Origin of the sequence: Streptomyces sp. 142MFCol3.1 (genome assembly GCF_000424945.1) — a bacterium.
In the GTDB taxonomy this organism is placed as follows: domain Bacteria; phylum Actinomycetota; class Actinomycetes; order Streptomycetales; family Streptomycetaceae; genus Streptomyces; species Streptomyces siamensis.
The window spans coordinates 97,723-110,814 of the sequence record NZ_AUKV01000001.1 but is presented as its reverse complement, the minus strand read 5'-3'; the positions used below and the strand labels follow the sequence as shown (position 1 = coordinate 110,814).

16 protein-coding genes are annotated in these 13,092 nt (G+C 72.2%); 11 read left to right on the top strand and 5 right to left on the bottom strand.

All coding sequences use genetic code 11. The features are described from left to right. The first annotated feature begins 14 nt into the window (after positions 1 to 14). Genes H305_RS0100495 through H305_RS0100485 form a run of 3 tightly spaced genes read left to right on the top strand, consistent with a single transcriptional unit; the run spans position 15 to position 1,533 of the window. Positions 15 to 389, top strand: a complete 375-nt coding sequence (locus tag H305_RS0100495; protein WP_028798661.1) for a hypothetical protein — start codon at positions 15 to 17, stop codon at positions 387 to 389. A gap of 3 nt (positions 390 to 392) precedes the next feature. After that, entirely contained in the window at positions 393 to 1,130 is a 738-nt protein-coding gene (locus H305_RS44105) for a hypothetical protein (RefSeq protein WP_158690460.1), read from the top strand. Positions 1,131 to 1,161: 31 nt separating this feature from the next. Then, entirely contained in the window at positions 1,162 to 1,533 is a 372-nt protein-coding gene (locus H305_RS0100485; protein ID WP_028798660.1) for a peptidase inhibitor family I36 protein, read from the top strand. A gap of 174 nt (positions 1,534 to 1,707) precedes the next feature. Here H305_RS0100485 and H305_RS0100480 read toward each other — a convergent pair whose 3' ends face one another. Next, positions 1,708 to 2,355: a TetR/AcrR family transcriptional regulator gene (locus tag H305_RS0100480; protein WP_028798659.1), complete on the bottom strand. Its 648-nt coding sequence runs from the start codon at positions 2,353 to 2,355 to the stop codon at positions 1,708 to 1,710. 173 nt (positions 2,356 to 2,528) lie between these two features. Between H305_RS0100480 and H305_RS0100475 the strand changes: the two genes are divergently transcribed. Next, positions 2,529 to 3,962, top strand: coding sequence for an MFS transporter (locus H305_RS0100475; protein ID WP_028798658.1), 1,434 nt, complete (start codon positions 2,529 to 2,531; stop codon positions 3,960 to 3,962). A 124-nt stretch (positions 3,963 to 4,086) separates the two neighbouring features. On the opposite strand, the gene H305_RS0100470 is transcribed toward H305_RS0100475, so the two are convergent. Together H305_RS0100470 and H305_RS0100465 are read right to left on the bottom strand one after the other, a co-directional pair. Next, positions 4,087 to 5,346 carry a lectin gene (locus H305_RS0100470; protein WP_028798657.1) on the bottom strand — a complete coding sequence of 420 codons (1,260 nt, stop codon included), beginning with the start codon at positions 5,344 to 5,346 and terminating at the stop codon, positions 4,087 to 4,089. A gap of 140 nt (positions 5,347 to 5,486) precedes the next feature. Continuing rightward, positions 5,487 to 6,023, bottom strand: a complete 537-nt coding sequence (locus tag H305_RS0100465; protein WP_051370313.1) for a VanZ family protein — start codon at positions 6,021 to 6,023, stop codon at positions 5,487 to 5,489. On the opposite strand from H305_RS0100465, the gene H305_RS53860 reads away from it, so the two are divergent. The 7 genes from H305_RS53860 to H305_RS0100430 all read left to right on the top strand — a co-directional run bounded on the left by H305_RS53860 (position 5,911) and on the right by H305_RS0100430 (position 10,311). After that, the gene (locus H305_RS53860; RefSeq protein WP_199791326.1) at positions 5,911 to 6,342 is read left to right on the top strand and encodes a hypothetical protein; all 432 of its coding nucleotides are present in this window, start codon (positions 5,911 to 5,913) and stop codon (positions 6,340 to 6,342) included. The two genes, H305_RS0100465 and H305_RS53860, sit on opposite strands and share 113 nt — an antisense overlap. Positions 6,343 to 6,585: 243 nt before the next feature. After that, a complete protein-coding gene (locus tag H305_RS0100455; RefSeq protein ID WP_028798654.1) occupies positions 6,586 to 6,768 on the top strand; it encodes a hypothetical protein in 183 nt (60 codons plus the stop codon). Next, complete coding sequence (locus H305_RS0100450; RefSeq protein WP_028798653.1) at positions 6,765 to 7,217, top strand: monovalent cation/H+ antiporter complex subunit F; 453 nt, start codon at positions 6,765 to 6,767, stop codon at positions 7,215 to 7,217. Before H305_RS0100455 ends, H305_RS0100450 begins: the two co-directional genes overlap by 4 nt. After that, on the top strand, positions 7,210 to 7,470 hold the full coding sequence (locus H305_RS0100445; protein ID WP_028798652.1) for a Na(+)/H(+) antiporter subunit B: 261 nt from the start codon (positions 7,210 to 7,212) through the stop codon (positions 7,468 to 7,470). The genes H305_RS0100450 and H305_RS0100445 overlap by 8 nt, the downstream gene beginning before the upstream one ends. Continuing rightward, entirely contained in the window at positions 7,467 to 8,207 is a 741-nt protein-coding gene (locus H305_RS0100440) for an MnhB domain-containing protein (RefSeq protein WP_028798651.1), read from the top strand. Before H305_RS0100445 ends, H305_RS0100440 begins: the two co-directional genes overlap by 4 nt. Next, positions 8,207 to 8,554, top strand: a complete 348-nt coding sequence (locus tag H305_RS0100435; protein WP_037761942.1) for a sodium:proton antiporter — start codon at positions 8,207 to 8,209, stop codon at positions 8,552 to 8,554. The genes H305_RS0100440 and H305_RS0100435 overlap by 1 nt, the downstream gene beginning before the upstream one ends. Beyond that, a complete protein-coding gene (locus H305_RS0100430; protein WP_028798649.1) occupies positions 8,554 to 10,311 on the top strand; it encodes a complex I subunit 5 family protein in 1,758 nt (585 codons plus the stop codon). The genes H305_RS0100435 and H305_RS0100430 overlap by 1 nt, the downstream gene beginning before the upstream one ends. A 66-nt stretch (positions 10,312 to 10,377) precedes the next feature. Here H305_RS0100430 and H305_RS0100425 read toward each other — a convergent pair whose 3' ends face one another. Continuing rightward, positions 10,378 to 11,028, bottom strand: coding sequence for a DUF4230 domain-containing protein (locus tag H305_RS0100425; protein WP_028798648.1), 651 nt, complete (start codon positions 11,026 to 11,028; stop codon positions 10,378 to 10,380). Between the two features lie 166 nt (positions 11,029 to 11,194). After that, complete coding sequence (otr(A), locus tag H305_RS0100420; protein ID WP_028798647.1) at positions 11,195 to 13,069, bottom strand: tetracycline resistance ribosomal protection protein Otr(A); 1,875 nt, start codon at positions 13,067 to 13,069, stop codon at positions 11,195 to 11,197. Positions 13,070 to 13,092 lie beyond the last annotated feature (23 nt).

Genomic DNA, 13,092 nt, shown 5'->3' with positions numbered 1-13,092 from the left:
CACCGGGAGTCGTCATGTTCCGTGGCTTCGCCGTGCCCGCCGCCGCCCTCGCCGGCACCGCCCTGGCGGCCTCGGCGCTCCTCGCGGCCCCGTCCGCGACCGCCTCCGAGGCCCGCCGCGCCGGAGACGTGTGCTTCTGGACCGCGGCCGGGCAGCACGGCAGTTCCTGGTGCTACACACCACCGGGCTATACGGACGTGCCCGAGTTCCTGCACGACAAGGCCGCGTCCTTCCGCTCCACCGCGGACACCGCCGTGTACGCCATCGACTGGGGCCGCGACACCTGCCACTACCGCCTGATCCGTCCCCGCGACCTGGCCGACAACTGGCCCTGGGGCGCCCGGCTCGACGGGGTGGCGGACACGACGATGGGCTGCGAGGTCGGCTGAAGCGTGAGCCGGCCCAGCCCACGACGGGCGACGAAACCGACGACGCCGGTGCTGCTCGCGCTGCTGGGGGCGCTGACGCTGACGGGGTGCGCCACGGACGCGACGACCGGAGGCGGCGAGGACCGGCGCGGGACGCTGTCGCTGCCGACCACCGGGCGCGGCAAGGACGACCTCATCGACACCGCCCAGCAGGTGCTCGTCGAACGCTGCCTGGAAGGCCGGGGCCTGACGCTGCGTCACGCCCCGGCCGACAGCCCCGGCTCGTCCGATCGGGACCGCCGACTCCAGGCGGCCCTGTTCGGCGCCGGCCGGTCCGAGCTGTCCGTCACCCTCGCCACCGGATACACCGTGACCGGTCACACCGACGGATGCCTGGCCGCCGCGCAGCGCGAGCTGTACGGGGACCAACCGCTCTGGTTTCGCAGCCGTGTCGTCGTCAACAACCTCCGTGCCGAGGCCCAGCAGCGCATGGACCGCGACCCCCGCTACCACGCGGCGCGGGCCCGTTGGACCCGCTGCGTCACCCCGTCCGACGGGCCCCGGCCCGAGCGGCCCGACCCCGCCGTCTCCGCGCGCTGTGCCCGTGCGAGCGGCCTCGCCCGGCTCAGGGGCCGCCTGGAGCCGGCCCTGCTGAACCGGGTCCGCGCCGACCGGCGCGATCAGCTGACCACCTACCAGCGGCTGCGCACCCGCGCATTGCAGCGCGCGGCGGCCCTGTACGCCGCGCGGACCGTCCGGTGAACCGACAGAAAGGCAGAACCACCTCGTGATCATGAAGCGCCTCGCCACCTCCGCCGCCGCGGTCGTCCTCGCCCTCGGAAGCGGACTGGCCCTCGCCGCACCCTCCGGCGCGGCGGACTGCCCGAGCGGCGAGTTCTGCGTCTGGGAGAACGCCAACTTCGCCGGCCAGCGTGCCAACTGGTCGGGGGACGACGGCTGGTGGGAGAGCTGGATCGCCGACACCGACTCCTCCTGGGCCAACCACGGCATCTCGGCGCCGGGGGTCAAGGACCACGTCAAGGTCTACGAGGACGCCTATCAGGGCGGCGACATGACGATCTGCCTCACCCCCGGCGAGGAGGTCGGCTACAACGGCGTCGCCAACGACCGCGGAGACTCCCACACCTGGGCCATGAGCTGCTGACGGGCTGACCGGCTGACCCCGTCCACCCGGCTCCGTCCGCCCGCGGTGCGGGCCGCTGGCGGACGGTGGAACAGGGGGGCGCGGATCCGGCATGGAGAGTTCCGGGCCCGGGGGGTTCGACCGCCCGGGCCCCGAACTCGTTCTCAGGGTGCCCCGCCTTCGCCGTGCCCGCGTTCAGGTGCCCGCTGGGCTGTAGTGCCCCAGGAACATGGCGACCCCGTCGCCGATGAGACGGTCCGTCAGGTCCTCGTCGATGTGCGTGCCGTAGGAACTGAAGACCATGTGGGGGAAGACCAGCAGGCCGTAGAACTGGATGATCGCCACCTGAAGGTCGGAGATCTCCAGCCGGCCCTGCTCGGCCAGGCCCTGCAGTGCACTCGCGACAGCGGGGTGGTGGCTCTCCGCGCCGCGATGCCGCCAGGCCTCGCCCAATTCGGGGAAGCGGTGGACCTCCGCGGCGACGAGGTTCCGCAAGGCGGTCACCTCGTCGTTCGTGCGCACGGCGTGGACCCAGGTCCGGGCCGCGTCGACGAGAGCGCTCCTCAGATCCTCGGCCTCCGTCAGGCCTTCCAGCGCGGCCGCCGATTCCCCGGCGAGCGGCTCGTCGAGCGCGCCCGTGATGACCTCTGTGAACAGGGCTTCCTTGCTGCCGAAGTGGTTGTAGACGGTCACTTTCGACACGCCCGCCTCGGCGGCGATGGTGTCCATCCCCACGCCGAACCCGTCCCGCAGGAACAACGAACGAGCGGCTCGGACGATGGCCTGCCGCTTCATCTCCGCGCGACGGCCGCTGGGGGGCTGTTTGACGCTGTCCACGCTCATGAGCCGACCTTAGCAGCCAACTGAACTGTACTGTTGAGTTCACATGAACTGAACAGTATGGTTCAGTTGAGTGCGCCGCGCCGGGGTCACCGCGACGGGCGCGCTGCTGCGTTCCTTCTCCCGCAGACCGCGGTGCCAGATCCGACGTCCGACACACGCCCGAAGGACCCCTGATGACCCATTCCGCAGCCGGTACGCCGCAGACGGACCGACATGACCGCCCCCTGCCCCCCGACCCTCGCCGCTGGGCGGCCCTCGCACTCATCTGTCTCGCCCAGTTCATGCTGGTCCTCGACGTCACCGTCGTGAACGTCGCCCTGCCCGACATGGCCGCCGACCTCGATCTCGGCCGGTCGACGCTGACCTGGGTGGTGACCGCCTACACCCTGTGCTTCGGCGGACTGATGCTGCTCGGTGGCCGGCTCGCCGACGCCCTCGGTGCCCGCCGCACCCTGCTCGCCGGACTCGCCCTGTTCACCGCGGCCTCACTGCTCACCGGTCTGGCCCAGAACGCCACGACGCTGCTCGGCGGCCGGATCGGCCAGGGCATCGGGGCGGCCCTGCTGTCCCCGTCCGCGCTCTCCCTCGTCACCACCACCTTCCACGGCACCGAACGCAACAAGGCCCTCGGCGTCTGGGCGGCCATCGGGGGCATCGGCTCCGCGGCCGGCGTGCTTCTCGGCGGAGCCCTGACCGACGGGCCCGGCTGGCCATGGGTGTTCTTCATCAATGTGCCGGTCGGGCTGCTCCTGCTGGTCGCACTCCCCGCCTTCGTCCCGGCCCGCGCCCCGCAGCCCGCACGGCTCGACGTACCCGGCGCGCTGCTCGTCACCGCGGGCACCGCCGCACTGATCTACGGCCTTGTCGAAGCGGGGGACAGCGGCTGGGCGGACGCCTCGACCGTGCTGCCGCTGGCCGGTGCGGTGGTCGCGTACGCGGCCTTCGCGGTGGTCGAACGGACGGGCCGGGCACCGCTGATGGACCTGAGGATGTTCACCCGGCGGCCGGTGCTCGCGGGCGCGTTCCTGATGCTCGTCGCCACCGCACTGCTGATCGCGTACTTCTTCCTCGGGTCCGTCTATCTCCAGCACATCCGCGGTCTCAGCCCGTTGGAGACCGGCCTGGTGTTCCTGCCTGTCGCCGTGGCCACCGGCATCGGCGCGCACCTCGGGTCCCGGCTCGTCGGCCGGATCGGCAGCCGCCCGACGGCCGCTGCCGGCATGGCCGTCGCAGCCGCCGGAACCATCCCGCTGACTCGGCTGTCGGAGACCGGCAGCGTCTACGCCGTGCTGCTGCCGGGCTTCGTCGTCGCCGCTCTCGGCCTCGGTGCGGTCTTCGTCACCGCCACGACGACCGCACTTGCCATGGTGGAGCACGAGGAGGCGGGGCTCGCCTCCGGCGTGGTCAACACCTTCCACGAGGTGGGTGGTTCGATCGGCGTCGCCGTCGTCTCCACCGTCGCCGCAGCCGGCTTCGAGCGTGGCTCGGTGGGCGGTTTCGGCGACGCGTTCACGGTGTGCGCCGTGGCGGCCGGTGCAGGCGCCGTCGTGGCCCTGGGCCTCGTTCCGCGGGGCAGGCCTCGGCCGACCGGCCCGCACGTGCACTGATCAGGGACGGCCGCTGACCGGCGGCAAGCAGTCGAGAAGGGTTTGCCGTGAGCCTGGCGGCTTCCGGTGCCGTGATCGGCACCGGAAGCCGCCCTCGCACAGGCAACGAGATCCGGGCGGGCTGTCAGCCCACCGTCCACTTCTGGTTGGCTGCGCCGGAACACGTCCAGATCTGCAGCCGGGTCCCGTTGGCGGAGTTGTTGTCCTTGACGTCCAGACACTTGTCGGCCTGCGGGTTCACGATGTCGTGGGCCCCGGTGACGGTCCACTTCTGGTTGGGGCCGCCGGTGCAGTCCCACAGCTGGACGGTCGTCCCGTCCGCGGTGCCGTTTCCGGTGACGTCCAGACACTTGCCCAGTGCGCGCAGGGTTCCGTCCGAGGAGACCGTCCACTTCTGGGCGGCGGTGCCGTTGCAGTCGTAGAGCTGGACGGCGGTGCCGTTGGCGGAGTTCGCCCCGGCGACGTCCACGCATTTGCCCGCGAGGCCCCTGATCGGAGCGCCGGTACCGCCGCCCGAACTGTCGCCGGTGGTCACCTTGACCTCGTCCACGACGAGTTGCTGCGGGAAGGCGGTGGAGCCGTCCGGATCGCCGGGCCAGTAGCCGCCGACGGCCAGATTGAGGATCAGGAAGAACGGCTTGTCGAACACCCAGCTCCGGCCGCCCAGGTCGGCGGGGGTCCGGCGCTGGTAGACCGTGCCGTCGACCGACCAGGTGATCGAGTCGGGCGCCCAGTCGACGGCGAACGTGTGGAAGGCGTCCGCGAAGGCCTGACCGTTCGGCAGGGAGTAGCCCGCGCCGATGCCGCCGGAGCCGGAATAGCCGGGGCCGTGGATGGTGCCGTGCACCGTCGACGGTTCGAAGCCGACGTTCTCCATGACGTCGATCTCGCCGGAGGCGGGCCAGCCCACCTGTCCGATGTCGTCGCCGAGCATCCAGAACGCGGGCCACATGCCCTGCCCGCGCGGGACCTTCATCCGGGCCTCGACGTGGCCGTACGTCGTGGTGAACTTCCCGGAGGTGTTCAGGCGTGCCGAGGTGTACTGACAAGTGCCGTACCAGCACTGGTAGTTGCTCGGGTTCTCCTTGCGGGCGGTGATCACCAGATGGCCCTGGCCGTCCAGTGCCGCGTTCTTGTTCCCGGACGTGTAGTACTGCCGCTCGTGGTTGTTGACGTTGTCGCCGGTCTCGATCTGCCACTTGGAGGAGTCGACGGCCGAACCGGCGGGGCCGTCGAAGGTGTCCTGGAACGTCACCGCCGCCGCGGCCGCCGCCGGGGCGGCGGTGGAGTCCGCCGCCGCGGAGGTACCGACGGCGGCGGACGCGACGAGCACGCCCGACAGGGCGGCGAGGAGACATCTGCGGAGCAGGCGCGGGGAGTCCATGACTCTCCCTTCCGTACGGCGACCCGCGTGACGGGTGGGCCGACTGGGGTGGGGGGTGCATGCTTCGCCTCTTGATTTAAGAAGTGAGGTAAGGCCGTGTCAAGACTCTGGTCCGGACCAATAATCGGGAGGTCGGTTTCTCAGGCGCGACGGCGCTTGGGGTGCACCGCCCGTCCGAGCCGGCGCCCGAGCAGCAGGTAACCCACCAGCGCGCCAGAGGTGTTGAGGATGACGTCGTCGATGTCGAAGGCGCGTCCCGTGACGAACGCTCCCTGGGCCAGTTCGACCAGGAGCATGACGAGCGCGGTGAGCACCAGTACGCGCAGGAATCCCCGCGTCTTCGGCGCCAGCGTCGGCATCAGGATGCCGAACGGCACTCCGAGCAGCAGGTTTCCGCCGACCTGCTTCACGGCGTCGCGGAACTCCGGCTGGGAGAGGTAGGCGTGCAGGGAGCGCCCCGGGTGGAGATTGCTGTGGACCAGCGCCTCCGAGGCCGGGGAGGGCTCCAGGGTCAGCCGGGCGAGCACGGCGGCGAAGGCCACCATGGCCGCGAACGCCAGCAGCATGACCAGCAGGCGCACGGGCAGCGGCAGTACCTTGGCGTCCCGCGCCGCCGCCGGTGTCCGGCCGCCTGAGGCCGAACTCGGCCTTTTGGGCGCGGACTTGCTCCCCCACATCCAGGAAGTGGTCTTCTCTCCGGACCGGGCGGACCTCGATGTCCGGCCGGACTTGGCATCGCCGGTCCTGGCCGCCTTCCCGCGCCCGGTCCCGGGTGCCGTCCTTCCCCCACCGGACTTCGCCGACTTCTCCCCGCCGGACTTCGCCGCCTTCCCGCCACCTGACTTCGCCGTCGTCTTCCCGTCCGATTTCGCCGTCCTCTTCCCGCGCGCGGTGCCGGAAGCCGACGCCGCCGCTCGCCTGCCGGACCTGACGGCACCGGTCAGAAATGCCGTACGGACCATGCGATCCTCCCGTTTTCAACTGCCCTCTGGGTAATCGCGGTTACCCGCGATCCCGGCAACGATGCCGAGGTCGCGGGGGAGCGTCGTGCGGACGGTCGGGCCCCGAGGGTGCGTCGCTGCCCCGACCCGCACGCGACCGGTTTCCTTCCGTGTTCCCGGGGCACTTCGGGCATCGGCCCCTCGCGCGCCACCGCCGCTCGGAGGGGTGGCGATGCTTGGATGACGAAGCGGAATATATGCACCCAAAAAGGCGATCGAGGGAGTGCGGAGGTGACCTGTGACGCCGTGTACGGCGCTTCGTGGCGCGCTCGAAGTCGTGGCCTGGTGGACCGTGCTCTTCCTGCTGTGGCTGGTCCTCATCGGCACGGTGGACACCCTCGAACTGGTCATGGGAGCGGCCGCGGCTCTCGTGTGTGCGGTCGCGGCCCGGGGAGCGCGCCGGGCGGTGGGCGGCCGGTGAACGGCTGGACGGCCACGGCGACGGCCGTGCTCGCCCTGGGCGGCGCGGCCGCGGTGTGGGGCGTCGCGACGGGACCGCTCGGCCGCCGGGTCGTGGCACAGAACCTGTCCACGTCGCTGGCCTGCCCCGTCCTTCTCCTCCTCGCCCAGGGGTACGGCAGGCCGTCCTACGTGGATCTCGCCCTGGTCCTCGCCCTCCTCGGCCCCGTCGGCACCCTCGTGTTCGCCCGGCTGCTCGCCGAGGACCTTGAAGGGGATCCGCCCGGCGCCCGGGCGGCGACCTACACGGTCGCGGCGTTCGGGGCCACTGTCGTGATCGTCCTGTGCGCGGTCGTCGGCCCCGGCAGGGCGATGCTGAAGCTCCTGGTGACCGGCGCCCTGCTGATCGCCGGGAACCTCGTCGCTTCCCGGGCCCTGGCCGGGGGACTCTCCGGGAGCCGTCATGGATGACCCGCTGATCGTGGTGGCTCTGCTGCTCGTCGCCGCCTGCGCCACCGCGGCCGTCGCCGTGCGCGATCCCGAGCGCCAGGCCCTCGTCCTCGCGGTGCTCGGTACGGCCCTCGCCGTCCTGTTCACCGTGCTCCAGGCGCCCGACGTGGGCCTCTCGCAGCTGGCCGTGGGCTCCGCGCTGACACCGCTGCTGCTGATGCTGTCGGTGCGCAAGGTCCGACGGCGCGAGCGCGACAAGGGGAGGACGCGGTGACGCGACGCGTACGGCGCTGGGTCCTGGCCGTCGGCGGCGCGGGTCTGGCGGCCCTCCTCGTCGCCGCCTGCCCGGCGCTGCCACCCTTCGGCGGTGCCACGCACCCGTACGGCGACCGGGTGGTCCGCGAGTCGCTGGCCCGGCAGACCGCCAACACCGTCGCCTCCGTCAACTTCGACCAGCGCGCCTTCGACACCCTCGGCGAACTGGGCATCCTGTTCGCCTGCGTGATCGGCACGGTGGTCCTGCTGCGCCAGACCCGCGACGAGCGGCGCGCCGCACCGGAACCCGCCGCGGTGGCCCTCCCGGTACGCCGGTACGCGCTGGTCGTGCTTCCCGTCGCGCTGCTCACCGGCCTGTACGTCGTCGCGCACGGACAACTCAGTCCCGGTGGCGGCTTCCAGGGCGGGGTGGTGACCGCGACCGCGCTGCATCTGCTGTACCTCGGAGCCGACTACCGCGCCCTGGAGAACCTCCGCCCGATCGGTCTCTACGAGGTGGGCGACGCGCTCGCCGCCTCCGCCTATCTCGTCACGGGCCTCGCGGGGCTGCTCGGCGGGACGGCGTTCCTCGCCAACACCCTCCTGCCGTACGGCACGTTCAACACGCCGGCGTCCGGCGGGAACGTCCCTCTCCTGAACGCCGCCATCGGCATGGAGGTCGCCTGCGCGGTCGTCGTGCTGCTCGCCCGCTTCCTGGACCAGGCCGTGGAGATCGAGAAGGAGAGCGGTTCGTGATGTCCGTACTGCCGTACCTCGTCGCCGTGTGGATCTTCCTGACCGGCTGCTACGGGATCGCCACCAGCCGGAACCTCATCCACGCCGTGGGCTGCCTCGCCGTCTGCCAGTCCGCCACCTACGTCCTGCTGCTCGCCGTCGGCTATCGCGACGGCGGCACCGCGCCCGTCTTCTCCGACGTCGAACCCGGGTCGCGCTCCGTCGTGGACCCCGTCGTGCAGGCCCTCGCCCTGACCGACGTCGTCGTCGGTGCGACCGTCACCGCGCTGCTGCTGGCCCTCGTCATCCAGGTCTCCAAACGCCACGGCACGGTCGACCCCGACGAGCTCTCGGAGCTGCGCGGCTGATGAACCACCTGCTTCCACTGCTCGTAGCGGCACCGCTGCTCGGAGCCGCACTGCTGGTCGCGGGCGGCCGCCGGCTGCCGCGCGCCGTCGCCGAACCGGTGGGCTGCGCCGTCTCCGCGGGCACGGCGGTCCTCGCGATCGCCCTGCTGCTCAACTCCTCGCCTCCGCTGGTCGAATGGGTGGGCGGCTGGGCGCCGAAGGACGGCGAGAGCGTCGGCATCGTCCTCGTCGGGGACGGACCGGGGCTGGGCATGGCCGCGCTCGCCTCCCTGCTGACCCTGGCGGCGCTGGTGTATTCCTGGCGCTACTTCGACGAACCGCCGCGCCGCCACGCGGGCTCCTTCCCCGCGCTGATGCTGCTGTTCCAGTCCGGTATGTGCGGCTTCGCCGTCGCGGGAGACCTCTTCGACGCGTTCGTCTTCTTCGAGCTGATGAGCGTCGTGGCCTACGCGCTCACCGGACATCGCGTGGAGGAGGCGAAGGCCGTGCAGGGCGCGCTGACCTTCGGGGTCGTCAACTCCCTGGGCGCGTACGCCATGCTGCTCGGCATCGCCCTGCTCTACGCGCGCACCGGCGAGCTGGCCATGGTGAAGATCGGCAGGGGGCTCGACGAGCACGGTGGGCCGGACGCCCTCACCCTGACCGCCTTCGTGCTCGTCCTGACCGGCCTGCTGGTCAAGGCCGCGGCCGTGCCCTTCCACTTCTGGCTGCCGGACGCGCACGCCGTGGCCCCCACGCCCGTGTGCATGCTGCTGTCCGGGGTGCTGGTGGAAATGGGTGCGTACGGCGTGTGGCGTGTGTACGGCACGGTGTTCGACGGACCCGGCGGGATCCCGGCGGCCGACGTGGAACGCGCACTGGTCGTCCTCGGCGTGCTCACCGGGGTGGTCGGCGCCCTCATGTGCTGGTACCAGCGGCACATCAAACGACTGCTGGCCTACTCGACCGTCGCCCACATGGGGCTCTTCGTGATCGGCATCGGTTCGCTCACCCCCGAGGCCGACGACGGGACCGCGCTGTACATCCTGGGACACGCCGGCGTGAAGGCCGCCCTCTTCGCCTGCACGGGCATCCTGCTCGACCGGTACGGCAGCGTCGACGAGCACGCGCTGTACGGTCGCGGCCGGTCGTTGCGCGGGGTCGCCGTGCTGTTCGCCCTCGGCGCGACCGGCCTCGCCGGACTGCCGCCCTTCGGAACCGGGCTGGGCAAGGCGGTCACGGAAGAGGCGGTCGGCGGCCCGCTGTCCGTGGTGTTCGTCGTCGTCTCGGCCGTGACCGCGGGCGCCGTGCTGCGGGTCGCCGCGCGCGTGTTCCTCGGAGCCGGTCCCGAACCCCGCGACGTGTCCGCGTACGAGACCACCGGCATCCGTGAGGAGCCGGAGACCCGGCACCGGCTGAGCCGGGTACCGGACACGATGACCGTGGTTCCCGCCCTGCTGCTGGCCGGATCCCTCGCCGTCGGCGCGGTGCCGGGCGTCGCACGCCTGGTGGGGCACGCCGTGAGCGAGGCGGGGTCCGGCGGGGCGGTCACCTCGCCCCACTGGACACCCGCCGGTGTGTTCCTCGGGCTGCTCTCGACCGTGCTGGCGCTGGGCCTGGCCGCGCTGGCCGTGTCCCGTCCGGAGCCGTTCGGCGAGCAGCCTTGGACAAAGCCGTTGCGGCGCCTGCAGTCGGGCCACATCGGTGACTACGTGGCCTGGACGCTGGCGGGCGCGACCCTGCTCGGCGCGCTGGCACTGCCGGGCATCCTGCCGTAGGGGGTGGTGCCGTCCGGACCAGGTCGGACCGGCCCCCGGCGTTCCCCTGCCGTCGGGGGGACCGGTTCACGCGCCGTAGGTGACCGTCACCTCCTCGAAGCCCAGGGAGCGCAGCAGCCCCTGGAGCATGCCGGTGGTGTTCTCCTCGGCGCGCGCGGTGAGGCGGGAGTCCTTCGCGGCATCACCGATGTGCTTGGCCGCGAGCCGCTGGACCGCCCGCTCGTCGTTCGGGTTGTCCGAGAAGACGTCGCCGAGCCGGTCGAGGAGGCCACGCTGCTTGGAGACGGCGTACGAGTGGTCGGGGTCGAGCGCGGGCTTGCCCAGCGCCGCGTGCGGGAGCCGGAGCGTGGCCGACGTGCGGTCCTTGTCGACCGTCACGTCCTTCTCGCCGAGCTTGCCGAGGTCGACGTACGCGTCGACCGTGCCGGCGCCCACGTACAGCGTGCGGGTGCCGCGGATCGCGTCGGGCAGGTACTTGGCGTCCTTCTCCAGGTCCACGACCACCTGGAAGTTGCCCGACGCGGCGTCGTAGCGGCTGATGTCCTGGATCGACTTGAGCAGCGCGGGACCCGACCGGTCGTGGGTCTCGGTGCCGAACACGTCGTGCAGCCCGGGCAGAAGGGCCAGCCGCACCCCGGCGAACAGCACCACGAGCACCAGCACGAAGGCGCTGACCACCTTCGCCCAACCGGGCATGCGCTTGATGGACGTCGTCATGTCGACGGTCCTCCTTTCAACGACCCGGTTACCCCCCAACTGCCGTGACAGGCCCGCGTCTCGGGCCGGCCGCGGGCGCCGCCGTGGTTCGCCGTACGCCGCGGACGCACGGCGTCCGACCCTGCCGCAGCACCGGCCGGATCCGCCGCTCCGCACGACGCATCGGTCAGCGCGCGACCCGGACGGGACGGTCGCCGGACACACGCGACCACCAGACCCCTTCGCCGTGCGTCAGCCCTGGGAGCCGCAACTCGACGTCCCGCACCTTGCCGGCGGGCAGCTCACCCGTGACCAGCCACGAGGTGCGGCCGCCGGACGTTGCCCCGAACTCCGCCCCGCACGCCGCCAGATGGGCGGTCACCGCGGACAGGGCGTCGAGCGGGATCTCCACCTCGAAGGCGTGGTACGGCTCGTACACGCGGGTCCCGGCCTGTTCCAGGGCCCGGTGCAGCACGACGGGGGTCAGCCCGCGGAAGTCGGCCGCCGTGCTGATCGGCGCCGCGAACCCGGAGCGGACGAGCGTGACCCGGTAGTCCGTCACCGGCCGGCCGCGGGGGCCGCTCAGCAGCGTGGCGTGCACCGTGTCCTCGATCGCCTGGTGGAACGCCCGGGGCAGCGCGCCGAGTTCGGTCTCGTACGTGAAGACTCCGCCGGAGCCGCGCGGTCCCGGTTCGATCCGCAGCCCGATCGTCGCCCAGAACCCGACGTGCCCGTGCCGCTGGATCTCCTCGCACGCCTCACCGGTGCCCACCGGGCGCTCCAGCAGCCGCACCCGGCTCGGCTCGAAGTCGGCCTCGATGCCGAAGTCCTGTGCCAGCGTGGCCGCGAGGACCTCTTTCTGGACCTCCCCGTACAGCAGCAACGCGGTGCTGCCGGACGTGGCGGGCCTGGCGTGCAGCAGCGGGTCCTGGTCGGCGAGGGCCAGCAGCGCGGCGCGCAGTGCGGCGGCCTGCTCGGGACGCCTGGCCCTGACCAGTGTCTCCAGGGTCGGAGCGGCGAACTGCGGCGCCCGGTCACCGGACGGGCCGAGCCGGTCGCCGACGCGGAGCGCGCCCGCGCCACGGAGCACGGCGATGTTCCCCGGGGTGAGCCGGTCGGCCTCCGGCCGTCCGACCACCTGCATGCCCAAGGCCCGGCCGGGCACCCGCGCGGTCCGGCCGTCCGGCTCCCGCCGCCGGAACACCAGCCGCTGACGCTGTCTCACCTCTCCCTCGTACAGGCGCAGCCAGGCCGTGCGGTCGCCTCCCGGCCCGGGCCGTACGGCGAACACCGTGCCGCGCGGCTCACCGGACGAGGACGACGCCACGGTCGGGCCGGGGACCAGCCGGATCAGCTGCGCGACCAGCTCCGCGACGCCCTGCCCGCCGATCGCCGAACCGAAGAGCACCGGATGGACCGAGCCGTCGGCCGTCCGCGCGGCGAGGGCGGACTCCAGCTCGTCGGGGGTCGGCGACGGACCGTCGACCAGGGCCGCCAGCACACCGGGATCCACCTCGGCGAGCGTGCCGGCCGCGATGTCGTCGAGGGGCCGCGGCAGGACCCGGGCGTCCGGTGTGCCGAGGGCGCTGACGCGGCTGAGCGGGACGACGTACGGCGTGAGGAGCCGCCGTACGTCGTCGAGGAGCGCGCCTTCGCGCGCCCCCGCCCGGTCGATCTTGTTGACGAAGACCAGGGTGGGCAGGCCGAGCCGCCGCAGCGTCCTCATCAGGACGCGCGTCTGCGCCTGCACGCCCTCGACGGCGGAGAGCAGCAGCACCGCCCCGTCCAGGACCTCCAGGGCGCGCTCGACCTCGGCGATGAAGTCGGAGTGTCCGGGGGTGTCGATCAGGTTGACGTGGACGTCCCCGGCGCGGAAGGCGGCGACGGCCGAGCGGATCGTGATCCCGCGCTGCCGTTCGATCGCCCCGTCGTCCGTACGGGTGTCACCGGCGTCGACGCTGCCGAGCCGGTCGATGGAGCCGCCGTCGAACAGCAGCCGCTCCGTGAGGCTGGTCTTGCCCGCGTCGACGTGGGCCAGAATTCCGATGTTCAGGGTGTGCATGTGTGGTCGAGTCCTCGGGAACA